This is a genomic window from Kitasatospora xanthocidica, assembly GCF_014656195.1.
In the GTDB taxonomy this organism is placed as follows: Bacteria; Actinomycetota; Actinomycetes; order Streptomycetales; family Streptomycetaceae; genus Kitasatospora; species Kitasatospora xanthocidica.
This window is the reverse complement of the sequence record NZ_BNBY01000002.1, coordinates 277,915-302,833: the sequence shown is the minus strand read 5'-3', so window position 1 is coordinate 302,833 and position 24,919 is coordinate 277,915. Positions and strand designations below refer to the sequence as shown.

Below are 24,919 nucleotides of genomic sequence, written 5' to 3'. Positions count from 1 at the left end.
GGCGTCGCCGGAGCCGTGGGGGGCGGCGGTTCGGTTCTCAACACAAGGCGACATCTTAGGTTAGGTTTACCTAAGTTCGTCAAGGTTGGGCCGGTTGGGCGGGATGGTCCGATCTGTCGGACCGGTGGTGGCCGGCATGGTCGCCGGACACCATGAGGCATTGTAAGGTGAGCCTCACCTTAATCGATCATACGGAATCGATCACGGGAGGGTCGATGGTTCCCGGAACACACCTGTCCGTCGTGCCCCACGGCGCCCCACCGCTCGCGCCGTCCGCCGCCCTGGTCGGCGACTACCGGCGCCTGCTGGAGCTGTGCCCGGTGCTGGAACTGCGCCTGCTCGACCCCGCGGAACCGGCCCCGTCCGCCGCCGACGACTGGTACTCCGGAGCCGAACTCGCCGACGACGAACGGGCACTGGCCGCCGCCCTGGCGGGCGAGGAAGCCCGGATCGCCGCCGAGCACGGCCGCGCCCCGCGACCGCACGTCACCGCCTCCCGGCTGCTCCACCACTACGTCTGGTCCGCCTGCCTGATCGTCGCCGGCCCCTGGCACCTCGCCCGCCGGGTCCCCGTCGTCAGCCCGGCCGACCTCTGGCTGCACGCCCCCACCGGCGCGCTCGCGCTGCGCCCGCGCGGACACGTCACCGTCCCCAGTGACGACGAGCTCCGCGCCGAACTGCGGGCCGCCGTGGTCGCGCACCTCGAGCCGGTCCTGGCGGCGTTCGCCCGGCCCACCCGGCGCCGCGACCGCGCGCTCTGGGGCATGGTGACGGACGACCTGGCCTCCGCGGTCTGGTACCTCGGGCGGATGCTCGACGGGGACGCCGCGGCGGTCGGGGAGGTGCCGGCCGTCGGGGAGGTTCTTGCCGGGGACGCCGAGGGTGCCGCGGTCGCCGCGGCCGGGGCCGTCCTGCCGGGCGGCACCCAGCCGCTCCCCGGCGCCGCCGACTTCCGCCTCCTGCACACCCCCGACGGGCGCGCCCACCACACCCGCACCCGGCTCGGCTGCTGCCTCTACTACGCGGTCAAGCCCGAGGCCGTCGCCTGCATGACCTGCCCGCGGACCTCCGACGAGGAGCGGCTGAGCAGGCTCTGACGGTCCATCGGCCGAGGTGCCGTACCGCCGGGTCCGCTGTCGGTGGCGTCGGCTAGGGTCGGCGACATGATCGATTCCAGCATGCGGGTCCGGATCGCCCGGCCCTCGCGCGACCTCGCAGCGGCCGAGCGCTTCTACGTCGGCGGCCTCGGCCTCGACGTGCAGTGGCGCACCACCGAGCGGGTCTCCGGCGAACACGACCTGCTGATGGTCGGCCCGTCCGGCGGAGCCTGGCACTTCGAGCTGACCCACGACCCGGAGCGTCCGCAGGAGCCCACCCCGACGGTGGAGGACCTGTTCGTCGTCTACCTCGGCGCGCCCGTGGACGAGGACCTGGTCGCCCGGCTGGAGGCGGCCGGCGGCACCCGGGTCGAGAACCACAACCCGTACTGGAACGAGTACGGCGTGACGGTGGCCGACCCGGACGGCTACCTGCTGGTGCTCTGCTCCCGGACCTGGGGCGCCTGACCGGCCGCGTCCGCGCCGTCGGCGTTCGCGTCCGCTCCGTCGGCGTTCGTGTTCGCTCCGGCCGCGTTCGCGCCCAAGCCGTCAGTGTTCGTACCCTCGCCGTCGGCGTTCGCGCCCACGCCGCGCAGCACCGCCACGCCCCGGTCCAGGTCCACGCCGAGGTGCGGCGGCGAGCCGGCCTGCGCGTCGTCCCGCAGCGCCAGCTGCTCCTTCTTCTGCTCGACCTGGATCCGCTTGCCCGGGCTGAACAGCGCGTGCAGCTCGTCCAGGCCCGCGACGCCGAACCCCGCCCCGGGGCCGCGCTGCCGCTGACGCGGTGACGCCTCGTCCCGGATCTGCAACGCCGCCAGCACGGCCAGCCCGAGTAGCGCCGCCACCGTCGCCACCACACCCACGATCCACCCCATGCCCGCTCAACGCCGCACCGTGGCCCGAGCGTTCCCCGGCAACCCGTGTGGATCAGGCGAGGCGTCCACCGGATACCCTGCCGCACGAACGGAAGGAGCGCCTCACCATGACCGTGCGCGGAACCATCGTGGACATCCCGACGGCGGACGGCACCGCCGACGCCTACCTCGCCCACCCCGACGACGACCGGGCCCACCCCGGCGTCATCCTCTACATGGACGCCTTCGGGCTCCGCCCGCACCTGCAGCGGATGGCCGACCGGCTCGCCGCGGCCGGGTACACCGTGCTCGTCCCCAACGCCTACTACCGCAACGGCCGGGCACCGGTCGTCCAGCTCCCGGAGTTCATCGACCCGGAGAACGACGACACGATCTTCGACCGGCTCATCCCGCTGCTCGCCACCCTCACCCCCGAGGTGACCACCCGCGACGCGGACGCCTACCTGCGCTGGCTCGCCGAGTCCCCGCTGGTCCAGGACGGGCCGGTCGGTCTCACCGGCTACTGCCGCGGCGCCCTCCTCGCCCTGCGGACCGCCGCCAGCCACCCGGACCGGATCGCCCTCGCGGCCGGCTTCCACGGCGGCAACCTTGCCACCGAGCACCCGGACAGCCCGCACCTGGGCGCCGACCGGATCACCGCCGAGCTGTACTTCGGCCACGCGGACCAGGACGAGGCGCTGCCGCCCGAGCAGATCGACCGGCTCGCCGAGGCCCTCACTGCCGCCGGCGTCCGGTACCGGGCCGAGGTCTACACCGGCGCCCTGCACGGCTACACCCAGGCCGACACCGCCCGCTACGACGCGGCCGCCGACGAACGGCACTGGGAGGCACTGCTCGGACTGCTGAAGCGCGTCCTGCCGGCCTGAGGTCCGGCGCGCGGTTCGCGGGCGTGGTGCGCGCCCGAGCTGTTGGTCTCCTGTTCATCGCCAGGCCGGTGTGAATTCGGGAGACCGAGCGAACGGGCGGGCAGCGTCGGATGCCTGAGGAAGAGTCGGGCAGCGTCGCACGGGGCATCGGGGGAACGGGGCCGAGCGACGGATCCAGGGGGCTGCAAGTGCACACCATGCAGGACAAGCGGGGGACGCAGGCCGGGCCGGGGCTGCGGAGCGTCCAGGAGGCCGTCGCCCAGGCGTTCGCCGAATGCACGCCCGGCGGCGTGCGGCCGGGCGAACTCGACCGCGACGGACGGGCGTTGCGCTGGGTGGAGGCGGGGCAGGGCGCCGGTGCGCCGGTGGTCCTGATCGCGGGTTGCGGCACCTCGTCGCTCACCTGGACCCCGGTGCTGCCCGAACTCGCCCGGCACGGACGGGTGGTGGCGTACGACCGGGCCGGGCTCGGCGCGAGCGAGCCGCACCGCCCCGCCGTCCGGGTGGCCGGTCGGGGCGCCAATCCGGGCGCCGGCCCGGCCGTGAGCCGGACCGCGCACCAGGCCGTGAGCCGGGCCGGGGCCCCGACGCTGGACGGCCAGGTCGAGGACCTCGCCGCCCTGGTGCGGCACCTGGACGCCGGTCCGGCCGTCCTGGTCGGCCACAGCTGGGGCGGTCAACTGGCCCAGCTCCTCGCCTGGCAGCGGCCCGAGCTGGTCGCCGGGCTGGTCCTGGTGGACCCGGCGCACGAGGAGTTCCAGCCGCCCGCCGTCCGGGTCGCCGAAGCGGCGCTGAACCGGCTGTGGCTGTTCCGTACGGCGATGGCGTCCTCGTCCTCGTCCTCGCCCGGCCCGGCGGATCCGCTTGCCCGGGCCGAGGCGGCCGTGGTCGCGCACCACCACCAGCGCCGGACCGTCCTCGCCGAGAACCGGCTGACGGCGGCCGCCGTCCCCGAGATCCGCCGGCGTCGGTCCGGTGCCCGGCTGCCCGAGGTGCCGGTGGCCGTGCTGAGCGCGACCGAGGGGCTGCCCCGGGTGTTGCGCTCGCGCTGGACCGCCCTGCAGTCGCAGGTCGCGTCCGCGGCCACCAGGGGAACGCACATCCTGGTGCGCGGCGCCGGTCACGCCGTCCACACCGACCGGCCCCGGGCCGTCATCGCGGCGGTCCTGGAGGTGTCCGACCACGCCCGGTACCTCCGGAATGCCTGACATTCGTGCTCAATTCCTTGTCGGATCCGGTCTGCTGAGGACACGACATGCTCTGGCACACTGTGTGCCGACGACCCGTCGGGGAGGGTCACGACACAGTGGGGGACCGGGGAATGAACGGGGCGGGCAGCGTGCTCGGGGGGCGGTACAGGCTGGTCGAGCGGATCGGCGGCGGCGCGATGGGCTCGGTCTGGCGGGCCGAGGACACCGTGCTGGCCCGGCAGGTGGCGGTCAAGATCCTGCGCTCGGAGCTGTTCGAGGACGGCACCGCGACCCAGCGCTTCCGCCGGGAGGCCCAGCTGGTCGCGGCGATCGACCACCCCGGTGTGGTGGACGTCCACGACTACGGTGAGAGCGGCGCGGACGGCGACGAGCGCTGCGCCTACATCGTCATGGAGCTGATCGACGGGCGGCCGCTGGACCGGGTCCTGGAGGACACCGGCCCGATGACCGTCGCGCGCGCCCTCGACCTGGTGGCCGGCGCCCTGGACGCGCTGCACGCCGCGCACCGGCAGGACATCGTGCACCGGGACATCAAGCCGTCCAACCTGATGCTGCGCACCGACGGCCGGGTGGCCGTCACCGACTTCGGCATCGCCAGGGCGCTCGCCAGCACCAAGCTCACCGCCCCGTTCGCGATCATCGGCACCGCGCTCTACATGTCCCCGGAGCAGGCCGAGGGCTCGGCCCTCGGACCGGCCACCGACCTCTACTCGATCGGCGTGGTCTGCTACGAACTGCTGGTCGGCGAGCCGCCGTACTCCGGTGACGGGCCGCTGCAGATCGCGCTCAAGCACGTCAACCAGCCGGTGCCGGAGCTGCCGGAGACCTTCCCGGTGGCCGTCCGGGCGCTGGTCGCCCGGGCACTGGCGAAGAAGCCCGAGGAGCGGTTCGCGGACGCCGCCGCGATGGCGGCGGCGGCCCGGGCGGCGATCAGGCACGCCGGGGGCCCGGGCGGCGCGGCGGGCGGCCCGGGTGGCGTGGCGGGCGGTGCGGGTGGCGTGGCGGGCGGTGCGGGCGCGGGGAAGCCCGGGGCGGCCGGCAGTGGGACGATCGCCCTCCGGCCGGCCGCGGCGCCGGCGGCCGAGGGCAAGCCCGGGGGAGGGGCGGAGCCGGAGCAGGCGGCCGGGGCAGGTGCGGCTACACCGGCCGCCACCAAGGGCGCCGCTGCCGAGGGAACCACTGGTAAGGGTGCGCAGGCCGGGGCCGTGGTCGTTCCCGGCGCGGGCGACGACGGCGCTTCGTCGAAGGACGCCGCCGCGTCGGACGAGGTCGCACCGGACGAGGTCGCGAAGGTACGGCCGCAGGCGCAGACCGAGCCCGGCACGCGCCGGCCCCGGCGCACCCTGCTGGTGCCGGTGATCATCCCCATCATCATCTCGGCGGGCACCGCCACCGCCCTGCTGATCGACCGCAGTCCCGGCGGCTCCGACGCGATTGCGCCCCCCGCCGCCCAGTCGACCGTCGTGGTGACCGTTCCGGCGAGCCCCGTCAGCGGCACCCCGGCGGCCGCGACCACCACCCCGCCCGTCACCCCGCCGCCGACCGACACCCCGGCGGCCACCCCGAACCCCGACCAGCCGGTCCCCGGCGCCCAGAACCAGCAGCAGCCCCCCGTCCCCGTCCCGGTCCCGGCCCAGGGCGGATCCGGCGGCGGCGCCTCGGGCGGCACCCGGACCGGCGGCACGGGCACGAGCTCCGGCGGCGCGTCAGGTGGCGGGTCCGGCGGCGGGGCCTCGGGCGGCCAGGCGAACCAGCCCGGGGGCGGGGGTGGCGGCAACCAGCCCGCACCGCCCGCACCGCCCGTCAACCAGAACCCGCAGCCGCCGGCCCAGACCGCGGGCGGCGGCACCACCGCCGCCCCGCAGAGCCCGAGCCGGCCCGCGTCCTGCGGCGGCAACAGCTGGACGACCATCGTCAGCGTGAGGGACGACCGCGCGATCGGGATGCGCAACGACAGCCTGAACGGTGACAACCCGATCATCCTCGGCGGCGCCTCGCAGTACGGCTGGGTGCGTTCCACCGACCCGGGCACGTGGATCCACTTCAACGCCTGCAACAACGGCGGACCGGCGCTGGTCCAGACCATGGACGGGAAGGTCACGGCCACCACCGGGTACAGCTTCCTCACGAGTTGGACCGTCCGCAACGGCTCCACCGCGGGCTCGTACACGCTGGCCGACTACATGAACTCGGTCTGCATGACCAGCAACGGCCCGGGCAACGCGGTCACCATGGTCGCCTGCACTCCCGGCGACACGGCCCAGGAGTGGCGCTTCCAGTGACGACGGCGCTCTGACCCGCCACCGGCTAGCACGGGCCAGGTGGGCGGGCAAGGGCCCGGGGCGGCGGACTCTCGCCACCCCGGATGTGAGGAGCCGTGTGGACACTTCTACACACTTGTAAAAGTCGATCGACGATCGACCGGCCCCGCCCGCCGAACCCGCGTTCGGCGGGCGTTCGGCTGTCGGTGCAGGCGACCGGGCGTGCGTCGTACGGAAACCATTCGCGGGGTGGGGCGGATTGCCCCGGTTCGCGGGCGACTTGAAGACTCTTCACCTTCTGGCGGGCCCTGGCCAACTGCTGAAGCAGACCTGTCAATTCATCTGCTGGATTGTCATGCTTCTGTTCATCCCCCCGGCGGCCGCCACCACCCCCACCCCTTGGTGGCGAGCCGCCCGGCTGAACGGGATCTCAGCACGTCAGCGCCCGTCCCGCCCCACAGGTGCCGACCCGGCCCCCCGGGACGAGGTGCGACCGCTCCCACACGCGGTTTCCCGGAAGGACTCGTACGTGAAGCGAAAGCTCGCGGCCGTCGCCGTACTCTCGGCCACCGCCCTGCTGACCGGTGTGATCCAGGTGAGCACCGCCGCCCAGGCCGCCTCCTCCGACCCCTCGCCGCAGGCCCAGGCCGCTCAGCAGCACGCGACCGTGCTCGCGGTGGCGAGCGGCCAGGCCGGCCCGCTCGCCAAGGCGCTCGGCCTCGGCGACAAGGAGCAACTGGTCGCCAAGGACGCCGTGCTGGACAAGGACGGCACCCGCCACCTGCGTTTCGAGCGCACCTTCGCCGGTCTGCCGGTGATCGGTGGCGACCTGGTCGTCCACCAGAAGGCCGACGGCGCGGTCAAGTCGGTCTCCAAGGCCGTCTCCGCGCGGATCGCCCTGCCGAGCGTGACCCCGAAGGTCCCGGCCGACCAGGCCGCCGCGCAGGCCACCGGCGCCGTCAAGGCCACCGTCGGCGTGACCGTCGACGCCGACCAGTCGCCGCTGGCCGACGTCCACCAGACCGGCGAGGCCCAACTGGTGGTCTGGGCCACCGACGGCAACCCCCGCCTCGCCTACCGCACCACCGTGGAGGGCGTGCGCGCCGACGGCACCCCGAGCAGCCAGATCCTGGTCACCGACGCGGCCACCGGCGCGGTGCTCTCCACCCACGAGAAGGTGCAGACCGCGGCCGGCACCGGCAAGGGCGTCTTCGTCGGCCAGGTGCCGCTGACCACCACCGCGAGCGGCGGGCGGTACCAGCTCAAGGACGCGACCCGCGGCGGCCAGTCCACCACCGACATGAAGAACGGCACCTCGGGCAGCGGCTCGCTGTTCGCCAACACCAGCAACAGCTTCGGCGACGGCACCGCCGCCAACCGCGAATCCGCCGCCGTGGACGCCCAGTTCGGCGCCGCCGCCACCTGGGACTTCTACAAGAGCACCTTCGGCCGCAGCGGCATCCGCAACGACGGCGTCGGCGCCACGAGCCGGGTCCACTACGGATCCAACTACGTCAACGCGTTCTGGAGCGACGACTGCTTCTGCATGTCGTACGGCGACGGCAGCGGCGACGCCGCCCCGCTGACCGAACTGGACGTGGCCGGCCACGAGATGAGCCACGGCGTGACCGCCGCGACCGCCAACCTCAACTACTCGGGCGAGTCCGGCGGCCTCAACGAGGCCACCTCCGACATCATGGGCACGATGGTCGAGTGGTACGCCAACCTGCCCTCCAACCCGCCGAACTACTGGATCGGCGAACTGGTCAACCTCAACGGCGACGGCACCCCGCTGCGCTACATGGACCAGCCGAGCAAGGACGGCCAGTCCGCCGACTACTGGGACGCCAACGTCGGCAACCTGGACGTCCACTACTCGTCCGGCGTGGCGAACCACTTCTTCTACCTGCTGTCCGAGGGCAGCGGCGCGAAGAGCATCAACGGGTTCAGCTACAACAGCCCGACGTACGACAACTCGACGCTCGCCGGCATCGGCCGGGACAAGGCCGCGCAGATCTGGTACAAGGCGCTGACCACGTACTTCACCTCCACCACCGACTACGCGGGCGCCCGTGCGGGCACCCTCAGCGCGGCGGCGGACCTGTACGGCTCGGACAGCGCGGAGTACAACGCGGTCGCCGCCACCTGGACGGCGGTGAACGTCAACTGACCCGGAGCTAGCGGGAAGGGACGCGAGCGACGGCCCAGGGTGCGAACGGCCGTTGTGCAGGCGCGAAGGTGCAGGCGCCAAGGTGCAAGCGGTAGGGGCGACGGTGTGCGGACCACCGTCGCCCCTGTCGCTGCTTTCTGTCTGACGCCATGTCAGAATCCGCGTTAGCATCCACGACCCGTCGCCGACACCCAGAAAACTGGACCATCCGCCCGGTAGTCGACAACCCCTCGGACCGGCAGTGCACTTGGTTCCCGGGCATCCTTCGGGTCCGTAGCGTCCTCGGCATGACGTTACTGACTTCAACCCCGCCGAGCGCGGGCCGTCGGCGCGGCCTGTTGGTCTACCTGGTCCTCGCCTACGCCGGGATGTGGGCGGCCATGGCGCCGTTGCTCGCCGACGGGTACCAGCGGGCCGACGCCCGGGAGGAGGTCGGCGGGCTCGAGCAACTGTGCATCGGTGCCGCGATGTTCGCCCCGGCGCTGGCGGCCCTGTTCGTGGTCCGCTTCGTGGAGCGCGGCCGCGGCGACGATGTGGACGGGGGTGGGGGAGGCGGGGTGCGGGACGCCCTCGCGCTGCACTGGCCCCGGCCGCGGACCCGCGCCGTCCGGGCCTGCCTGCTGCCGCTCGGGGTGCTCGGCGGGCTGACGGCGGCGGTGCTGGCGGTCGGCGCCCTGGCGGGCAGTTATCCGTTCGCCGGATTCGGCGCGCTGGACGCGGGGGCGGTCGTTGCCTGGGCGGTGCGGGGCGTGATCGGGATGGCGCTCTCGCTGCCGCTCTTCTTCGGCGAGGAGCTCGGCTGGCAGGGCTTCCTCTTCCCCCGGCTGGTACGGCTCGGCGGTGGCGCCGAGGCCGGTACGGCAACCCTGGTCCGGGCGTACCTGCTCACCGGGACGGCCTTCGCGCTCTGGCACCTGCCGCCGCTGTTGATGGGCGGCCAGTACCCGGGACGGCCCTGGTACGTGGCGGTGCCCGCGTTCGTGGTCAGCTGCGTGCTCGTCCTGCCGGTCTTCACCTGGCTGAGGCTGCGCTCGGGATCGGTGGTCCCGGCCGTACTGGCGCACACCTTCGCGAGCAGCATGAGCGTCTCGACGGTCAAGGAGTTCGCCGACCCGGACGCCGAGTTGGACCCGCTCACCATGGGGCTCGGCGGCTGGCCCGGCTGGATCGTCCTCGGCGCCTTCGTGGCCTTCCTGGCGTTCACCGGCCGGCTGCGACCGTCCCGGTACGGCCGGGGGTAGCGGGCGAGGTGGGCGCGCGGGCGAACAGATGACAGTCGACAGATGACAGCTGACAGATGTTGAAATCTGTCAGCTGTCATCTGTTATCTGTCGGCCGTCCGTTGTCATCCGTCACCCGCCCGCCGGCACCAGGTCCTTGCGGATCTCGTCCAGGACCAGGCCGGCCCCGGTGTACCCGATGCCGAGCATCCACAGGTTGTCGTCCACCCGGAACACCCGCCCGTTGCGGACGGCGTCCAGGTTCTTCCACAGCGCGCCCTCAGTGATCTTCCCCTGGTCGGACTTGGCCGCGTCCCCGTACAGCGAGTAGAAGATGACGTCGGCCGCCGCCTGGTCCACCTGCTCCGGGCTGATCTCCATCGAGAAGCCGGGCTTGTCCTGGTTGGCGGGCCGGCCGAGTCCGAGGTCCTTGAACAGCGAGCCGACGAAGGTGTCGTTGAGGTACAGCCGGGTCGGCGCGCCCGCCAGGAAGCGAGCCATCTCGACCCTGGTCGCGGCGGCCTTGGCCGGTCCGCCGAGCGCCGTCACCAGGTCCCGCAGCCTCGTCCGGTACGCCGCGTCCGCCGCCTCCGCCTCGGCCTGGCGGCCCAGCGCCTCGGCGTGCAGCCGGACGTTCTCCTTCCAGGTCGGCCCGGTGGTCTTGGAGAGCACGGTCGGCGCGATCTTGGACAGCTCGTCGTACCGCTTGTCGTCGCGGACCTGGTTGCTCAGGATGAGGTCCGGCCGTAGCGCCGCGATGCTCTCCAGACTGGGCTGGCCGATCGTGCCGACGGTCTTGGTCCCGGTCAGCCGTTCTGCCGGGAGGTAGCCCGGGAAGGGCGCGCCCGCGCTGACGGTGGTGGCGCCGACCGGGGCGAGGCCGAGGGTGAGCACCGAGTCCAGCGCGTCCGTGTCCAGCACCACCACCCGGGTGGCCCGCGCCGGCACGGTGCTCTCGCCGCGCGCGTGCCGGACCATCCTGGTGCCGCCCCCGCCGGGCGAACCGGCCGTCGGGGCGGGCGAGTCGGCGCCGCAGGCGGCGAGGGCGAGGCCCGGGGCGAGTCCGGTGGCGAGGCCGATCGCGGCGCGGCGGCTGAGGGTTCTGGGCATCGACGGCACCTCCAGGGTACGGGCGGGGGCGCGGGGATCCCTGCCCCGAGCCCGCCCGGTTACGCCTGGACCCAGGGCGATCCGCAGGCGTCCGGAAGCACAACTGCCCCGCCACGCCCAGGAGTCGAGCGCCCCCTACGCGCGCCCGGATGCCGACGTGGCCCCGCCGTGCCTGGGCGTGCCGACGTGACCCGCCGATGTGACCCGCCGACGTGGCCTGACGACGCCGCCCGCCACGCCGGTGTCGGCGCGGCCGCTACGCCTCGGAACCGCCCTCCCGTCGCTGGCGCAGCAGTTCCTCGTACTCGGCGTGCACCCGGCGGTCCATCGCGAGGGTGAACTGGGCGTCGGCGACGGTCCGGGCCAGCGGCCGCACCCGCAGGATGCGTTCGGTGAGCCGGGCCGCCTCGCCGGGTGGCAGCGGGGCGTCGGTGGAGAGGGCGCTGAGCAGGTGCGCGGTGACCACCTCGATGAAGATCTCGGCGATGGCGTCCACGTGGTCCCGGGTGCGCCGGCTGGCGTCGAGGACGGCCGCGAGCGGTACGCCCTCCGCCACCAGCTCGGTGGTGGCGTCCATCAGGCGGCGGCTGACGTGGGTGATCCCTTCGTCCTCGACGGTGATGAAGCCCTGGGCGATGGACTCGGCGGTGTTCTCCTCGGTGAGCTGGTCCCCGAAAGCCGCCTTCAGTTCCTCCCAGTCCAGGCGCACCGGGGTCTCGTCCGACCAGGGCGCGACGATGGCCGCCTCCAGCCCGATCAGGTCCGCGACGTCCCGTCCGCTCTCGCCCGCGCCGATCAGTTCGGCGATGCCGCCCAGGGTGTGGCCGCGCTCCAGCAGCTCGCCGATCATCCGCAGCCGGGACAGGTGCTCCTCGCCGTACCAGGCGATCCGGCCCTCCTTGCGGGGCGGCTGGAGCAGTTTGCGTTCGCGGTAGAAGCGCAGGGTGCGGGTGGTGATGCCGGCCGCTTCGGCCAGTTCCTCCACCCGGTACTCGCGTTTTCTGTCGCCCGCGGCAGCTCTGACCTTGTCCACGGCGATCAGCATAGGTCCGTCGGCCGGGAAGGCCGCCGGAACCGGGTCCGTCCGGCTTCTTCCATCCGGTGTCAGCAAGGACTACCCTGCCAACCGTGCCAGTGATTACTGGCGCGATTGAACAGGGTCCCGGGGGTAGACCCCGGAGAGCGCGACGATCACCGCCCCACCCTCAGGAGGAGGCCGCATGGCATCCAGCAGCAAGCGCCCCCGCTCCGGCGCGTCCGGTTCGTCCGAGGCTTCCGCCGCCGCCGGTGCCACCGCCGCCGCTACCGGCGAGGCCGAGGCGGCCGACGTGACCGAGGCGGCCCAGGCCGTTCCGCACGTCCGGGTGGCGGTGATCGGCTCCGGCTTCGGCGGCCTCGGCGCCGCGGTCCGGCTGCGCCGTGCCGGGATCACCGACTTCGTGGTCCTCGAACGCGCGGACTCCGTCGGCGGCACCTGGCGCGACAACAGCTACCCCGGCTGCGCCTGCGACGTGCCCTCGCACCTCTACTCCTTCTCCTTCGCGCCCAACGCCGAGTGGCCGCGCAGCTTCTCCGGCCAGCCGGACATCCGCGCCTACCTGGAGAAGGTCGCCACCGTCTTCGGTCTCCGCCCCCACCTGCGCTTCAACGCCGAGGTGCTGGAGGCCCGTTGGGAGGGCGACGAGACCCGCTGGCGGATCACCACCTCGGCCGGCCAGTGGACCGCCGACGCCGTCGTCTCCGCCGCCGGGCCGCTCGCCGACCCGCAGATCCCCGACCTGCCCGGCCTCAGCGGCTTCCCCGGCAAGGTCTTCCACTCCTCCCGCTGGGACCACGACTACGACCTGGCCGGCAAGCGCGTCGCCATGGTCGGCACCGGCGCCTCCGCCGCCCAGATCATCCCGTCGATCCAGCCCGAGGTCGGCAAGCTCACCGTCTTCCAGCGCACCCCGGCCTGGGTCCTGCCGCGCCGCGACCGCGAGATCAGCCAGCTGGAGAAGTGGGTGCACGGCCGCCTGCCGGTCACCGCGAAGATCCGCCGCGGCACCCTGTTCGCCCTCCGGGAGCTCCAGGTGGACGCCTTCGTCCGCCGGCCCGGACTGCTGCGCCTCGTCCAGCAGCTCGCCGAACGCCACATCGCGCAGGGCGTCCCGGACCCGGCGCTGCGGGCCAAGCTCACCCCGGACTACCGGATCGGCTGCAAGCGCATCCTGCTCAGCAACACCTACTACCCGGCGCTCGCCGCGGCCAACACCGAGGTGGTCTCCTCCGGCCTGCGCGAGGTGCGCGGCTCCACGCTGGTCGCGGCCGACGGCAGCGAGCACGAGGTGGACGCCATCGTCTTCGGCACCGGCTTCCACGTCACCGACATGCCCATCGGCTCCCGGGTGTTCGGCGTCGACGGCACCAGCCTGGCGGAGGAGTGGAAGGACGGCATGGAGGCGCTGCGCGGCTCGACCGTCCGCGGCTTCCCGAACCTGTTCTTCGTCATCGGCCCCAACACCGGCCTCGGCAACAGCTCGATGATCCTCATGATCGAGTCCCAGCTGAACTACATGATCGACGCGTTGACCACGCTCGGCTCGATCGGGGCCGCCGCGATGCAGCCGACCGCGCGCGCCCAGCGGCAGTGGAACCTCGAACTGCAGCACCGGATGGACCGCACCGTCTGGACCACCGGCGGCTGCCGCAGCTGGTACCTCGACCCGAGCGGCCGGAACACCGTGCTCTGGCCCGGCTCCACCACCTCGTTCCGCCGGGCCACCCGCAAGGTGGACCTCGGTGAGTACGAGCTGATCATGCGCACCGCGCCGGCCGCCGCCGCCCGTACCGTCCAGGAGGTCTCCGCGTGACCGTCCACCTGCCCGCCGAGTACGAACACCCCACGCCGGTCGAGGAGTTGAGCGTCCGATCGGCGGACGGCAGCCGGCTGCACGTCGAGGTGCACGGCCAGCCGGGCGCGCCCACCGTGGTGCTGGCGCACGGCTGGACCTGCTCGACCGCGTTCTGGGCCCCCGTGATCCGCGAACTCTCCGACCGCTACCGGGTGGTGGCCTACGACCAGCGCGGCCACGGCCACAGCGAGATCCCGCCGAGCAGGGTGCGCTACTCGACCCGGGCGCTCGCCGAGGACCTGTCGGCGGTGCTCCGGCGGACCGTCCCGGCGGGGGCGCGGGCCGTGCTGGCCGGGCACAGCATGGGCGGGATGACCATCATGGCCGCCGGCGGCCGCCCGGAGGTCGCCGAGCGCACCGCCGCGGCCGTCCTGATCTCCACCGGCCCGGCCGAGTTGGTGGCCGAGCTCACCGTGCTGCCCCCGGGCGTACGCTCCCCGGGCCTGCGCCGCTTCCTGCACCGGCAGCTGCTGCGCTCCCGGATGCCGCTCGGGCCGGTCTCCCGGGTCACCCGGGTGGCGCTCAAGTACGCGACCATGGGGCCGGGTTCGCCCGCCGGTCAGGTGGAGGCGACGGCCCGGATCGTGCACGCCTGCCCGACCGGCGTCCGCGCCAACTGGGCCGCGGTGCTCGACCGGCTGGACGTGCGCGCCGGACTGGCCCGGCTCGCGGCGCCCACCGCCGTCGTGGTCGGCACCGACGACCGGCTGACGCCGCCGGTGCACGCGCACCGGATGGTCGCCGAACTCAAGGACCCGCAGGGGCTGTTGCTGCTGTCCGGGGTCGGCCACATGTCCCCCCTGGAGCGCCCGGTGGAGGTCGCCGCGGAGATCCACCGGATGGCCGCCGCGTACCTGGTCGGTACGCCCGCCGTCGACCCGGCCGCGTCCGCCCCCTCCGTGGTGGACCCCGCCGTTGACCCCGTTGACCCCGTTGACCCCGTTGACTCCGCTGACTCCACCGACGAGAGGACCACCGTCGCATGAACGCCGTCCCGCCGTTGTCCGCGCAGGTCGTTGTCGTCACCGGGGCCGCCCGGGGCGTCGGGGCCTCGCTGGCCCGCACGCTCGCTCGGCGCGGGGCCAAGGTCGCCCTGCTCGGACTGGAGCCGGAGGAGCTGAAGGCCGTCGCCGCCCAGTGCGGCCCGGACGCCACCAGCTGGGAGGTGGACGTCACCGACCTCGACGCGCTGGAGGACACCGCCGCACGGATCAAGGACCACTACGGGCGGATCGACACCGTCGTCGCCAACGCCGGGATCGCCATCGGCGGACCGTTGACGGACAGCGACCACCGGGCGTTCAGCCGGGTCATCGAGGTGAACCTGCTCGGTAGCGTCGCCACCGCGCGGGCCTTCCTGCCGGCGCTCACCGAGAGCCGGGGCTACCTGCTGCAGATCGCCTCGCTCGCCGCCCTGACGCCGGCGCCGCTGATGAGCGCGTACTGCGCCAGCAAGTCCGGGGTGGAGGCCTTCGCCCACTCGCTCCGCGCCGAGGTCGCCTACCAGGGCGTGAAGGTCGGTGTCGGGTACCTGAGTTGGACCGACACCGACATGGTGCGCGGCGCCGACGAGGACACCGTGCTGAAGCAGATGCGGTCCCGGCTGCCGTGGCCGGCGAACAAGACGTACCCGCTGGAGCCGGCGGTGGACCGGATCGTGGCGGGGATCGCCCGCCGGTCCGCCCACGTCTACGCCCAGGCCTGGGTGCGGGGCATGCAGCCGGTCCGCTGGCTGCTGCCGAGCCTGATCGCGGTGGTCGGCTCCCGTGACGTCGCCAAGCTCGCCCCCCAGCTGGCCGCCACCGCCGCGAGTCGCCTGCGCGCCGTCGGCGCCGGAGGCGCGGCGGACACGGCCACCCGGGGGAGCCGCAAGGGCTCGACCGGCTGAGGGTCGCCGGGCGACGGCGGATGGCGGACAGCCGACGGATCACGGGTAACAGATGACAGCTGACAGACTTCAAAATCTGTTATCTGTCATCTGAAATCTGTCGGCTGTTACCTGTCATCCGTAGGCCGCCCGCCTCCCGCCTCCCGGCGCCCCCGCCGCGATCCGCCCCAGCACCTCCAGTGCCCGCGCCAGCACCGGCAGCGGCGGAGAGGCCAGCCCGACCCGGACGGCCGACGGCGAGCGCCGGGGGTCCACGGCGAACGCCGTCGCCGGTGTGAGCGAGATCCCGGCGCGCGCCGCCGCCGCGACGAAGGTCTCCGCCCGCCAGGCCCCCGGCAGCTCCCACCACAGGTAGTACGAGCAGGGGTCGGCCCGCAGCCGCTGCCCCGCCAGCGCCTCGCGCGCCAGCAGCTGCCGGGCCGTCGCGTCGGCCCGCTTCGCCGCCTCGACCGTGGCCAGCGTGCCGTCCCCGATCCAGCGCACCGCCGCCTCCAGCGCGAAGCCGCTCGGCGCCCACCCGCCCGAGCGCAGGGCGCCCGCCACCCCCTCGCGCAGCCCGGCCGGGACGACCGCGAACCCGGTGGTCAGGCCGGGGGCCAGCCGCTTGGAGAGGCTGTCCACGAGGACGGTCCGCTCGGGTACGAGCGCGGCCAGCGGCGCCGCTTCGGGCCGCAGGAAGGACCAGATGGCGTCCTCGACCGCCGGCAGGTCGAGCCGTCGCAGCTCCGCCGCGAGGGCCACCGCCCGCTCGTGCGGCAGGCTCACCCCGAGCGGGTTCTGCAGTCGCGGCTGCACGTACACGGCGCGCAGCGGGGCGGCCCGGTGGGCGGCGGCGACGGCGTCCGGCAGCAGCCCGTGCTCGTCGACGGCGAGCGGTACCAGCCGGATGCCCAGCCGCTCGGCCACCGCCTTGACCACCGGATAGGTGAGCTCCTCGACCCCCAGCCGCTTCCCGGGCGGGACCAGTGCGGAGAGCGCCCCCGCGACGGCCTGCCGGCCGTTGCCCGCGAACAGCAGCTCCGGGCCGTCGACTTCCCAGGCGCCGGTCGAGAGCAGAGCCGCGAAGGCCCGCCGGGCCGCGCCCGTCCCGGCCGCGCCGACCGGCCGCAGCGCGTCCCCGAGCGCGTCGGCGCGCAGCAGCGGTGCCAGGCCGCCCGCCAGCAGTTCGGCCTGTCCGGGGACGGTGGGGTAGTTGAGCTCCAGGTCCACGGGCGCGACAGCCGGTTCGGCGAGTGGGACCCGTCCGCCGTCGGTCCGGTGCCCGGCCCGGACGAAGGTGCCGCGCCCGACCTCCCCGACGGTGAGCCCGCGGCGGACCAGTTCCCGGTAGACCCGGCCCGCCGTGGAGGCGGCGATGCCGCGGCTGCGGGCGAAGGCGCGCTGGGTGGGCAGCTGCTGGCCGGGTCGCAGCCGTCCGTCCGCGATGTCGGCGGCGACCTGGTCGGCGATCAGGCGGTAGTCGTCCATCGGTGCCGGGCCCTCCGTCGTGTCGTACCTCGGCTCGCACATTGCACCGAGTGCAAAGTCATCATTGCATCGAGCCGCTCGCCCGTCCTAGCCTCCTCGCATGAACGCGTTGACATCCGCCGTGGACGGCCACGCCGTGCTCGGCATAGCCGCGGTGGCCCTGGGCATGGTGCTCTCCCCGGGGCCCAACATGATCTACCTGGTCTCCCGCTCGATCGCGCAGGGCCGGCGCGCCGGGCTGATCTCGCTGCTCGGGGTCGGGGCCGGCTTCCTGGTCTACCTCGTCGCGGTCACGGCGGGGGTGGCGGCGGTGTTCTCGGTGGTGCCCGCGCTCTACACCGCGATCAAGCTGGCCGGCGCCGGCTACCTGCTCTGGCTGGCCTGGAAGGCGGTCAAGCCGGGCGGCACGGCGGTGTTCGCCCCGCAGCAGCTGCCGCCGGACCCGCCGCGCCGGCTGTTCGCGATGGGGTTCCTGACCTGCCTGCTCAACCCCAAGATCGCCATCATGTACATCTCGCTGCTGCCCCAGTTCGTGGCGCCGGAGCGTGGCCACGTCGCCCTGCAGAGCCTGCTGCTGGGCCTGGTCCAGATCGCGATCGCGGTCACCGTCAACGGCCTGATCGCGATGAGCGCGGGCAGCATCGCCGAGTTCCTCAACCGCCGCCCGGCCTGGCTGCGCGTCCAGCGCTACCTGATGGGCACCGTCCTCGCGGGCCTGGCCGTGCGCATCGCCGCCGACCGCGCCAAAGCCGTCACCGTCTAGGGCCTATCCGGCGGGTCCTAGCCGCCCCGGGCGACGGTCCGCAGCAGCTCGTACCCGGCCTGCACGAACCGCCCGTCGAGCGTCGGTCCGGTGTTGGCGAGCGCCGCGACCGCGGTCGCCGACTCCGGGGAGAACCCCACGAAAGCGGTGAACCCCCGGGTCCCACCGGTGTGGAAGTACAGGTCGCGCCCGCCCGAGTGGCGGCGGTTCCACACCAGGCACAGCTCGTCCGAGGAGTGCGGCCGTCGCAGCCGCGCCCGCTGCACCTCGTCCAGGGCTTCCTTCAACGCGCTTCCCCCGCAGCCGGGTCGTGGTCCGTCGAGGTGTGCGCGGAGGAATCGCAGGAGGTCGGCGCCGCTCGACCGGACCGCTCCCGCCCCGGGCAGTCCGGGGATGCTCCAGGGCGGCAGGGCCCGCCCGCGCCGGTATCCGATCGCCCGGTCCGGTGCGTCCGGGGAGCAGCCGGTGGCGGTGAGCTCCAGTGGTCGGCAGACGCGTTCGGCGAGCAGCTGCCCGTACGGCAGTCCGCCGGTCTCGGCGAGTGCCCGGCCGAGCAGTCCGACCCCGTAGTTGGAGTACCGGTATCGGGTACCGGGCCTGAACCGTACGGTGGTTCGGGCCAGGGCGGTGCGCAACCGGTCGTCGCCGAAGGCGGCGTAGGGATTGCCGGCCCAGTTCGGGACAGCGCTCGCGAGCAGCCCGGGTGGCAGCCGGGGGAGCCCGGAGGTGTGGGTGGCCAGGTGCAGCAGTCGGATCGGCTCGGTCGAACGCGCTGTCGCCGGGCGCCAGTCGGGCGGCAGGTGGCTCTGCACCGGGTCGGCGAGGGCGAGTTCGCCGCCCGCCGCCATCCCGGCGAGCAGCAGGGCGGTGAACGTCTTGCTGACCGAGCCGAGTTCGAAGACGGTGTCCGGTGTGCACGGGGCCGACCGTTCGTGCCCGAGGTGCCCGCTGCACCGGACCTGCTCCCTTCCCTGGTGCAGCACGGCCACCGTGACGGCGGTCGCGTACGGTTCGGCCGCCCGGACCGCGGCCCGGGCGGCCCTGTCGAGCTCGTTCATCCGGCGGCGGGGCCGGCGCCGTTGAGCGCCCGGGAGAGCGTGACCGTGGCGGCCACGACCGCCACCACGGCGGTGTGTTCGTGTGCCCGGATCGCCGACTCCTCGTCGTCCTCGATCGGTTCGGCGTCCCGCGGGACCAGGCCGTCCTCCCGCTGTACCGCGGCCAGGGCCTCCCAGCCGGAGCTCCCGAGGGCGGGCTCGCCGATGCACGCGTCGACGATCAGCAGCTCGCCGACGAGGTCCCACTGGCCGATCTCGATCCAGATGTCCAGCCAGACCGGCAGCCACGCGCGCAGGTAGTCGCGCATCGGCTCGGGCAGGTCCTGGGGCCGGGCGCCCCAGTCGGTGAGGTGGAAGACGGTGTGGGTGACCTGGTAGGCGATCGACCAGGCGATGGTCCAGGGTTCGGGGAGCGCGCCGAGCCAGGTGCGGGCGGCGAGTTCGGCCCAGTCCGGCCGGTGGCTGAGCCCGATGACCCGTCGGGCGTTCGCCACCGCGAGCTGTCGGCTGCCCTGGATCTCGACGGCGTGTACGGCCCGCAGCCGGCTGATCGATTCGAGCAGTTCCTCCAACGCGGCGTGCCGGTAGCCGACCCGGGCGAAGTGGGCGTACGTCTCCAGGGGGTCGGTGACGGTGACGTGCCGCAGTTGGCGCTCGTACAGCATGTCGCCGCCGCGCAGCTGTTCCCAGGCGCCGTCGAGCATGTCGCGCGCGGCACGGGCGTCCTGCGGCCCGGCGACGCCGTCGCGCAGCACCAGGGAGGAGGCCATCGCGGCCTCGCAGAGCGGCTTGTAGACGTCGTTCGGTTCGGCGAGGTCGATGATGGTGTTGTCCGCGAGCCTGCCCCAGCCGCCCTGGTAGCAGGCGTGCAGCCAGGACATCGCGCGGGTGCCGAGCTGTTGGGCGGTGGCGAGCACCTGGGTGTCGGTCATTTCGGCGTGCCCTCCAACAGGCGCTCGGCGACGACGAGTTCGAGTCGGGTGCGGACGGCGCCGATGCCGACGAGGTGGATCCGCTCCAGGATCGGCGCCACCTCCAGTCGCGGTGGCCGGTCCTCGGCTCCGGCCCAGGCGAGCCAGCGGGCCAGTCGGACGGCGGTGGTGAAGTCGCGTCGGAGCATGGAGCGGACGGTGCCCCGGGCGAGGCCGAGGGTGTCCGTACGGGCGGCGTCGTGGACCGGTCCGTCCAGTCCGGGCAGTGCGAGCGCGGACAGTTGCGACATCCGGACCGACCAGAGCTGCCAGCCCAGTTCGGCCGGCCCGGGAGGCGCGGCGGGCGTGGGTGCGGAGGCGGTGTCCGCGTACGGCGTGCGGGCGAGCACCTGTCCGGCGGCCCAGTCCTGCCAGGCGATCGCGAGCGCCGCCTCGGGAGTGGCCGCCGCAGGGGTGGGGAAGACCCGGCGGGCCTCGGCGAGCAGCGCGGCGGTGGGGCCGTCGGGCTCGGTTCCGGTGAGTAGGTGCGGGGCGAAGAGGTCCGCGCCGAGCACGCGCACCGCGGCCAGCAGCGGGCGGGGCACGGCGGTGTCGGGGTCCGCGAGCGCGGCCGCACCCCCGCCGCCCCGGAGGGCGTCGAGGGTCCGGCCCGCCACCCGCTCGACCGCCGCGGCGTACTCGTCACGGAGAGGGGTCTCGGCGAATGGCATGGTGGTGAGGTCCTCCTTCAGGAGGTCGGGCGTGGGCGCGGGGCCCCGTGGGTGCGGGGCCTCGCGGTGGTGCGCTCGCTACCGGGTCGGCTTCTCCTTCGGCCCCTTCGGGGACAGCAGGAGCAGCCCGAGCAGCAGCAGGCCACCAGCGGCCTCGGGCAGGTACGTGGGCGCGTCGGACACGACGGCCTCGTCCTCCACCATCAGGCTGGCTAGGGTGTCGGCCTCGGTCGACGTCGCGCTGCGTGACGCCGAGGCGGTTTCGGTCCGGAACTGAGTAAGCATCAGTTGTGCCTCCTCGTCTGGATGTCATCGTCCGGTCGGACGATGCCCCTGTCCGACACTACGAGCACGATCTAACGGCTGCATCCGCAACCCCGTGAGCTGGGACGTTGCACTCGGTGTGGGCTCGACTGCGGCGAGTCGGTACGGTCAGGGGCATGACCACAGCCATGATCACCGGCGCGACCGCCGGCATCGGAGCCGCCTTCGCCCGCCGGCTCGCCCGCAGCGGCTACCAGCTCGTCCTGGTGGCGCGGGACGCCGCCCGCCTGGAGCGCGCCGCCGAGGACCTGCACACGAAGTACGGAGTCGAGACGGAGGTGCTGGCCGCCGACCTCGCGACCGACGACGGCATCGGGGCCGTGGAGGCCCGGCTCGCCGACTCCGCCCGCCCGGTCGACCTCCTGGTCAACAACGCCGGCTTCGGCAACAAGGGCGCCTTCGGGGCAGTCCCGCTGCAGGACGAGCTGGACATGCTGAAGGTGCACATCGAGGCGATCCTGCGGCTGACCACGGCCGCGCTGCCGGGGATGCGCGAGCGCGGGCGGGGCGCGATCGTCAACGTCGCCTCGGTGGCGGCCTTCCTGCCGCGCGGCACGTACGGGGCGAGCAAGGCCTGGGTGGTCAGCTTCACCCAGGGTGTGCTGCGCGACCTCGGGGGTACGGGCGTGCGGATGATGGCGCTCTGCCCGGGCTTCACCCGGACCGAGTTCCACGAGCGGGCGGGCATGGGCACCGGCAACATCCCGGCCTGGTCGTGGCTCTCCGCCGAGCGGGTGGTGGACGAGGCGATGCGCGACCTGGCCCGCGGGCGCTCGTTGTCGGTGCCGAGCAAGCGGTACAAGCTCGCGGTGGCGATCGCCAGGCTGCTGCCGTCCGGCAAGCTCGGGGGCGTGTCCTCCAAGGCGGCGCGCTCGTACCGGACGAACTGAGGCGCCCGGCGGCCGGGCGGAGGCGGCTTCCGGCGAGGGAATAGGGCCACCCTCACTATTAGCTTGCCTAACTATGAGCTACTCTCGCTATGCTGGCGTCCGCCCGGTCGCCGTACCCGCATCCGCGCCAGGCCCCGTACCTGGGCGCGCCCTACCCCGGGAGGCCCGTACTTGAGGCCCGCCATCAGCTGGACCCCGCCCGAGCGCGTCGAGGGCGAGCCCCGCCCGCCCGCCGAGTGGCGGCGCATCCTCGCGCTCTTCCGCCCGTACCGCGGCCGCCTCGGCGTGGTCGGGCTGCTGGTCGCCGCGTCCGCCGTGGTCTCGGTCGTCTCGCCGTTCCTGCTGAAGGCCGTCCTGGACACCGCCATCCCGCAGGGCCGCACCGGGCTGCTCAGCCTGCTCGCGCTCGGGATGATCCTCACCGCCGTGGTGAACAGCGTCTTCAACGTCCTGCAGACGCTGATCTCCACCACCGTCGGCCAGCGCGTGATGCACGACCTGCGCACCGCCGTCTACGGGCACCTGCAGCGGCAGTCGCTCGCCTTCTTCACCCGCACCCGCACCGGCGAGGTGCAGTCCCGGATCGCCAACGACATCGGCGGCATGCAGTCCACGGTGACCTCCACCGCGACCAGCCTGGTCTCCAACCTCACCGCGGTGGTCGCCTCCGTGGTGGCCATGGTCGCCCTCGACTGGCGGCTCACCGTCATCTCCCTGGTCCTGCTCCCGCTGTTCGTCTGGATCAGCCGCCGGGTCGGCCAGGAGCGCAAGAAGATCACCACCGAGCGGCAGAAGCAGCTGGCCGCGATGAGCTCGGCCGTCCAGGAGTCGCTCTCGGTCAGCGGCATCCTGCTCGGCCGCACCATGGGCCGCTCCGACTCGCTCGCCCGCGAGTTCACCGAGCAGTCCGACCAGCTCGCCGACCTGGAGGTCCGGGCCAGCATGGCCGGGCGCTGGCGGATGAACACCATCCAGATCGTGATGGCCGCGATGCCCGCGCTGATCTACTGGGCGGCCGGGCTGACCTCCGCCGCCGGCGCGCCGATCGTCTCGACCGGCACCCTGATCGCCTTCGTCACCCTCCAGCTGGGCCTGTTCCGCCCCACTGTCAGCCTGCTGTCCACCGGCGTGGACGTGCAGACCTCACTCGCGCTCTTCCAGCGCATCTTCGAGTACCTCGACCTGCCGGTGGAGATCGCCGAGCCGGCCGACCCGGTCACCCTCACCGACATCCGCGGCGAGGTCCGCTTCGAGGGCGTCGACTTCCGCTACGACCCCACGCAGGAGCGCCCGACCCTCGCCGGCGTCGGCCTCGTCGTCCCGGCCGGGAGCTCGCTGGCCGTGGTCGGCGAGACGGGCTCGGGCAAGACCACCCTCAGCTACCTCGTCCCGCGGCTGTACGACGTCACCGGCGGCAGGGTCACCCTGGACGGCGTCGACGTGCGCGCGCTCTCCTTCGACACCCTGGCCCGCGCGGTCGGCGTGGTCTCCCAGGAGACCTACCTCTTCCACGCCTCGGTCGCCGAGAACCTGCGCTTCGCCAAGCCCGGCGCCGACCACGCCGAACTGGTCGAGGCCGCCCGGGCCGCGCAGATCCACGACACCATCGCCGCCCTGCCGGACGGCTACGACACCCTGGTCGGCGAGCGCGGCTACCGCTTCTCCGGCGGCGAGAAGCAGCGCCTGGCGCTCGCCCGGACGATCCTGCGCAACCCGCCGGTGCTCATCCTCGACGAGGCCACCAGCGCGCTCGACAACCGCACCGAACGCGCCGTCCAGCAGGCCGTGGACACCCTGGCCGCCGGCCGGACCACCATCACCATCGCGCACCGGCTCTCCACCGTCCGCGCCGCCGACCAGATCGCCGTCCTGGACCGCGGCGAGGTGGTCGAACTCGGCACCCACGAGGAGCTGGTGGAACTGGACGGCCGGTACGCGGCCCTGCTGCGCCGGGAGGCACCGGAGGCGGCCGCCCTGCCGGAGGCCGCCCTCGGGCACGTCTGAACCGGCGGGCCGGGTTCCTCCTGTGGTCGGGCCCGACGTGCGGCCGGGCTCGATGACCTACGGCCGCGGCCGGGCCCGTCCCGCGGTCAGGCCGCCTTCGGCGCCTCGTTGTAGCTCTCGGCGACCTCCTGGCCGGAGAGCCGCTGGATCGCCGCCATCACCTCGTCGGTGACCTGTCGACGGGCCTTCAGCGAGCGGGCCTGCCCGTGCAGCTCGTCGAAGTGCAGCGGCTCGCCGAAGCGGACCGTCACCTTCTTGAGCCGCGGCACCCGCTTGCCCACCGGCAGGATCTGCTCCGGGCCCTCCAGCGCCACCGGCACCACCGGCACGCCCGCGGTCAGCGCGAGCCAGGCGACGCCCGTCTTGCCCCGGTAGAGGCGGCCGTCCAGGGAGCGGGTGCCCTCGGGGTAGATGCCGAAGGCCTTGCCGTCCTCCAGGATCTCCAGCGCCGACTCCAGCGAGGCCTGAGCGGAACGGTAGGTGCCGCGCTCGACCGGAACCGCGCCGATCGCCTCGAAGAAGTCCTTGGAGAGCTTGCCCTTGAGCCCGGTGCCGGTGAAGTACTCGGCCTTGGCGAGGAAGTGGACCCGGCGCGGGGCGGTCAGCGGGATCACCACGCTGTCGATGAACGACAGGTGGTTGCTGGCCAGGATCACCCCGCCCTTGCGCGGAACGTTCTCGACCCCCTCGATGACCGGCCGCCAGATTCCCCGCGAAACCGGTTTCAGCACCAGCTTGGTGACGAGGTCGAGCACGATTCCCTCCCTGGACGAACAACCGCCCGGGAGGTGCCCGGGCCCGCGATCAGATCCGCAGACTACGACACCCACCCCCGCGCCCGTCCACTCCCGCCCACCGTGGCGAACACCACGGCCGGGTAGGGTACCGCCGTCCGAACAGAGCAACACCCCGCAGTACCCAGGAGGGCACGATGGAGAGCACCGAGGCGATCAAGGCCATGTTCGACCGTTACGACGAGGACGGCGACGGCAAGATCACCGCGGCCGAGTACGCGCTGGCGGCCAACGAGATGGGCGACCACGGCGTCACCATCTCGATGGCCGAGGCGCTGATCCACAACATGGACACCAACCACGACGGCGTCCTGACCTTCGAGGAGTTCCTGGCCGCCCGCCGGCGCTGAGCCGCGCCGACGGGGCCGGTCGCCGTACCGGCGGC

23 protein-coding genes are annotated in these 24,919 nt (G+C 73.5%); 14 read left to right on the top strand and 9 right to left on the bottom strand.

The genetic code is table 11. The annotated features are described in order from the left end of the window. Positions 1–215 precede the first annotated feature (215 nt). Both IE332_RS04700 and IE332_RS04695 read left to right on the top strand, forming a co-directional pair. Positions 216–1,097 (top strand): (2Fe-2S)-binding protein, encoded by an 882-nt coding sequence (locus IE332_RS04700; protein ID WP_189913798.1) that lies wholly within the window; start codon positions 216–218, stop codon positions 1,095–1,097. A 66-nt stretch (positions 1,098–1,163) separates the two neighbouring features. Continuing rightward, on the top strand, positions 1,164–1,565 hold the full coding sequence (locus IE332_RS04695) for a VOC family protein (RefSeq protein ID WP_189913797.1): 402 nt from the start codon (positions 1,164–1,166) through the stop codon (positions 1,563–1,565). Here IE332_RS04695 and IE332_RS04690 read toward each other — a convergent pair. Next, positions 1,526–1,972 (bottom strand): DUF6191 domain-containing protein, encoded by a 447-nt coding sequence (locus IE332_RS04690; RefSeq protein ID WP_189913796.1) that lies wholly within the window; start codon positions 1,970–1,972, stop codon positions 1,526–1,528. The genes IE332_RS04695 and IE332_RS04690 overlap by 40 nt on opposite strands. Positions 1,973–2,079: 107 nt before the next feature. Here IE332_RS04690 and IE332_RS04685 point away from each other — a divergent pair, with 107 nt between their 5' ends. The 5 genes from IE332_RS04685 to IE332_RS04665 all read left to right on the top strand — a co-directional run bounded on the left by IE332_RS04685 (position 2,080) and on the right by IE332_RS04665 (position 9,721). Continuing rightward, complete coding sequence (locus IE332_RS04685; RefSeq protein WP_189913795.1) at positions 2,080–2,838, top strand: dienelactone hydrolase family protein; 759 nt, start codon at positions 2,080–2,082, stop codon at positions 2,836–2,838. A 197-nt stretch (positions 2,839–3,035) separates the two neighbouring features. Then, positions 3,036–4,046, top strand: coding sequence for an alpha/beta fold hydrolase (locus IE332_RS04680; protein WP_229928355.1), 1,011 nt, complete (start codon positions 3,036–3,038; stop codon positions 4,044–4,046). Positions 4,047–4,159: 113 nt separating this feature from the next. After that, positions 4,160–6,331, top strand: coding sequence for a serine/threonine-protein kinase (locus IE332_RS04675; RefSeq protein ID WP_189913793.1), 2,172 nt, complete (start codon positions 4,160–4,162; stop codon positions 6,329–6,331). 508 nt (positions 6,332–6,839) lie between these two features. After that, positions 6,840–8,480: a M4 family metallopeptidase gene (locus IE332_RS04670; protein WP_229928298.1), complete on the top strand. Its 1,641-nt coding sequence runs from the start codon at positions 6,840–6,842 to the stop codon at positions 8,478–8,480. 287 nt (positions 8,481–8,767) lie between these two features. Beyond that, complete coding sequence (locus tag IE332_RS04665) at positions 8,768–9,721, top strand: CPBP family intramembrane glutamic endopeptidase (protein ID WP_229928297.1); 954 nt, start codon at positions 8,768–8,770, stop codon at positions 9,719–9,721. 111 nt (positions 9,722–9,832) lie between these two features. On the opposite strand, the gene IE332_RS04660 is transcribed toward IE332_RS04665, so the two are convergent. Both IE332_RS04660 and IE332_RS04655 read right to left on the bottom strand, forming a co-directional pair. Next, entirely contained in the window at positions 9,833–10,810 is a 978-nt protein-coding gene (locus IE332_RS04660) for an ABC transporter substrate-binding protein (protein ID WP_189913791.1), read from the bottom strand. Positions 10,811–11,066: 256 nt separating this feature from the next. Next, positions 11,067–11,855 (bottom strand): MerR family transcriptional regulator, encoded by a 789-nt coding sequence (locus IE332_RS04655; RefSeq protein WP_189913790.1) that lies wholly within the window; start codon positions 11,853–11,855, stop codon positions 11,067–11,069. Positions 11,856–12,138: 283 nt separating this feature from the next. On the opposite strand from IE332_RS04655, the gene IE332_RS04650 reads away from it, so the two are divergent. Genes IE332_RS04650 through IE332_RS04640 form a run of 3 tightly spaced genes read left to right on the top strand, consistent with a single transcriptional unit; the run spans position 12,139 to position 15,592 of the window. After that, the gene (locus IE332_RS04650) at positions 12,139–13,662 is read left to right on the top strand and encodes a flavin-containing monooxygenase (RefSeq protein WP_373313679.1); all 1,524 of its coding nucleotides are present in this window, start codon (positions 12,139–12,141) and stop codon (positions 13,660–13,662) included. Further along, positions 13,659–14,690, top strand: a complete 1,032-nt coding sequence (locus tag IE332_RS04645; RefSeq protein WP_189913788.1) for an alpha/beta fold hydrolase — start codon at positions 13,659–13,661, stop codon at positions 14,688–14,690. Before IE332_RS04650 ends, IE332_RS04645 begins: the two co-directional genes overlap by 4 nt. Further along, a complete protein-coding gene (locus IE332_RS04640) occupies positions 14,687–15,592 on the top strand; it encodes an SDR family oxidoreductase (protein WP_189913787.1) in 906 nt (301 codons plus the stop codon). Before IE332_RS04645 ends, IE332_RS04640 begins: the two co-directional genes overlap by 4 nt. A 114-nt stretch (positions 15,593–15,706) precedes the next feature. On the opposite strand, the gene IE332_RS04635 is transcribed toward IE332_RS04640, so the two are convergent. Next, on the bottom strand, positions 15,707–17,059 hold the full coding sequence (locus tag IE332_RS04635; protein ID WP_189914089.1) for an aminotransferase-like domain-containing protein: 1,353 nt from the start codon (positions 17,057–17,059) through the stop codon (positions 15,707–15,709). A 100-nt stretch (positions 17,060–17,159) separates the two neighbouring features. On the opposite strand from IE332_RS04635, the gene IE332_RS04630 reads away from it, so the two are divergent. Continuing rightward, positions 17,160–17,822: a LysE family translocator gene (locus IE332_RS04630; protein ID WP_189913786.1), complete on the top strand. Its 663-nt coding sequence runs from the start codon at positions 17,160–17,162 to the stop codon at positions 17,820–17,822. Positions 17,823–17,839: 17 nt separating this feature from the next. Here IE332_RS04630 and IE332_RS04625 read toward each other — a convergent pair whose 3' ends face one another. The 4 genes from IE332_RS04625 to IE332_RS04610 form a co-directional block, all read right to left on the bottom strand. Beyond that, positions 17,840–18,880 carry a serine hydrolase domain-containing protein gene (locus IE332_RS04625; RefSeq protein ID WP_189913785.1) on the bottom strand — a complete coding sequence of 347 codons (1,041 nt, stop codon included), beginning with the start codon at positions 18,878–18,880 and terminating at the stop codon, positions 17,840–17,842. Beyond that, positions 18,877–19,812, bottom strand: a complete 936-nt coding sequence (locus IE332_RS04620; RefSeq protein WP_189913784.1) for a DUF6895 family protein — start codon at positions 19,810–19,812, stop codon at positions 18,877–18,879. The genes IE332_RS04625 and IE332_RS04620 overlap by 4 nt, the downstream gene beginning before the upstream one ends. Then, the gene (locus IE332_RS04615) at positions 19,809–20,522 is read right to left on the bottom strand and encodes a hypothetical protein (RefSeq protein WP_189913783.1); all 714 of its coding nucleotides are present in this window, start codon (positions 20,520–20,522) and stop codon (positions 19,809–19,811) included. Before IE332_RS04615 ends, IE332_RS04620 begins: the two co-directional genes overlap by 4 nt. Before the next feature lie 78 nt (positions 20,523–20,600). Then, positions 20,601–20,807: a hypothetical protein gene (locus IE332_RS04610; protein WP_189914141.1), complete on the bottom strand. Its 207-nt coding sequence runs from the start codon at positions 20,805–20,807 to the stop codon at positions 20,601–20,603. A gap of 155 nt (positions 20,808–20,962) precedes the next feature. Here IE332_RS04610 and IE332_RS04605 point away from each other — a divergent pair, with 155 nt between their 5' ends. Together IE332_RS04605 and IE332_RS04600 are read left to right on the top strand one after the other, a co-directional pair. Continuing rightward, positions 20,963–21,736, top strand: a complete 774-nt coding sequence (locus IE332_RS04605; RefSeq protein WP_189913782.1) for an SDR family NAD(P)-dependent oxidoreductase — start codon at positions 20,963–20,965, stop codon at positions 21,734–21,736. Positions 21,737–21,907: 171 nt separating this feature from the next. Next, complete coding sequence (locus IE332_RS04600; RefSeq protein ID WP_189913781.1) at positions 21,908–23,740, top strand: ABC transporter ATP-binding protein; 1,833 nt, start codon at positions 21,908–21,910, stop codon at positions 23,738–23,740. 86 nt (positions 23,741–23,826) lie between these two features. Here the strand turns inward: IE332_RS04600 and IE332_RS04595 are convergent, their stop codons facing one another. After that, positions 23,827–24,495: a lysophospholipid acyltransferase family protein gene (locus IE332_RS04595; RefSeq protein ID WP_189913780.1), complete on the bottom strand. Its 669-nt coding sequence runs from the start codon at positions 24,493–24,495 to the stop codon at positions 23,827–23,829. Positions 24,496–24,671: 176 nt separating this feature from the next. Here IE332_RS04595 and IE332_RS04590 point away from each other — a divergent pair, with 176 nt between their 5' ends. Next, positions 24,672–24,884, top strand: a complete 213-nt coding sequence (locus IE332_RS04590) for an EF-hand domain-containing protein (RefSeq protein ID WP_189913779.1) — start codon at positions 24,672–24,674, stop codon at positions 24,882–24,884. Positions 24,885–24,919 lie beyond the last annotated feature (35 nt).

Excerpts from the sequence above, each read along its gene's own strand:
- IE332_RS04610 (WP_189914141.1), bottom strand. The coding sequence starts at position 20,807 with ATGCTTACTCAGTTCCGGACCGAAACCGCCTCGGCGTCACGCAGCGCG.
- IE332_RS04590 (WP_189913779.1), top strand. The coding sequence starts at position 24,672 with ATGGAGAGCACCGAGGCGATCAAGGCCATGTTCGACCGTTACGACGAG.
- IE332_RS04680 (WP_229928355.1), top strand. The coding sequence starts at position 3,036 with ATGCAGGACAAGCGGGGGACGCAGGCCGGGCCGGGGCTGCGGAGCGTC.
- IE332_RS04630 (WP_189913786.1), top strand. The coding sequence starts at position 17,160 with ATGAACGCGTTGACATCCGCCGTGGACGGCCACGCCGTGCTCGGCATA.
- IE332_RS04665 (WP_229928297.1), top strand. The coding sequence starts at position 8,768 with ATGACGTTACTGACTTCAACCCCGCCGAGCGCGGGCCGTCGGCGCGGC.
- IE332_RS04695 (WP_189913797.1), top strand. The coding sequence starts at position 1,164 with ATGATCGATTCCAGCATGCGGGTCCGGATCGCCCGGCCCTCGCGCGAC.
- IE332_RS04685 (WP_189913795.1), top strand. The coding sequence starts at position 2,080 with ATGACCGTGCGCGGAACCATCGTGGACATCCCGACGGCGGACGGCACC.
- IE332_RS04615 (WP_189913783.1), bottom strand. The coding sequence starts at position 20,522 with ATGCCATTCGCCGAGACCCCTCTCCGTGACGAGTACGCCGCGGCGGTC.
- IE332_RS04620 (WP_189913784.1), bottom strand. The coding sequence starts at position 19,812 with ATGACCGACACCCAGGTGCTCGCCACCGCCCAACAGCTCGGCACCCGC.
- IE332_RS04690 (WP_189913796.1), bottom strand. The coding sequence starts at position 1,972 with ATGGGGTGGATCGTGGGTGTGGTGGCGACGGTGGCGGCGCTACTCGGG.
- IE332_RS04660 (WP_189913791.1), bottom strand. The coding sequence starts at position 10,810 with ATGCCCAGAACCCTCAGCCGCCGCGCCGCGATCGGCCTCGCCACCGGA.
- IE332_RS04625 (WP_189913785.1), bottom strand. The coding sequence starts at position 18,880 with ATGAACGAGCTCGACAGGGCCGCCCGGGCCGCGGTCCGGGCGGCCGAA.
- IE332_RS04655 (WP_189913790.1), bottom strand. The coding sequence starts at position 11,855 with ATGCTGATCGCCGTGGACAAGGTCAGAGCTGCCGCGGGCGACAGAAAA.
- IE332_RS04700 (WP_189913798.1), top strand. The coding sequence starts at position 216 with ATGGTTCCCGGAACACACCTGTCCGTCGTGCCCCACGGCGCCCCACCG.
- IE332_RS04640 (WP_189913787.1), top strand. The coding sequence starts at position 14,687 with ATGAACGCCGTCCCGCCGTTGTCCGCGCAGGTCGTTGTCGTCACCGGG.
- IE332_RS04675 (WP_189913793.1), top strand. The coding sequence starts at position 4,160 with ATGAACGGGGCGGGCAGCGTGCTCGGGGGGCGGTACAGGCTGGTCGAG.
- IE332_RS04605 (WP_189913782.1), top strand. The coding sequence starts at position 20,963 with ATGACCACAGCCATGATCACCGGCGCGACCGCCGGCATCGGAGCCGCC.
- IE332_RS04635 (WP_189914089.1), bottom strand. The coding sequence starts at position 17,059 with ATGGACGACTACCGCCTGATCGCCGACCAGGTCGCCGCCGACATCGCG.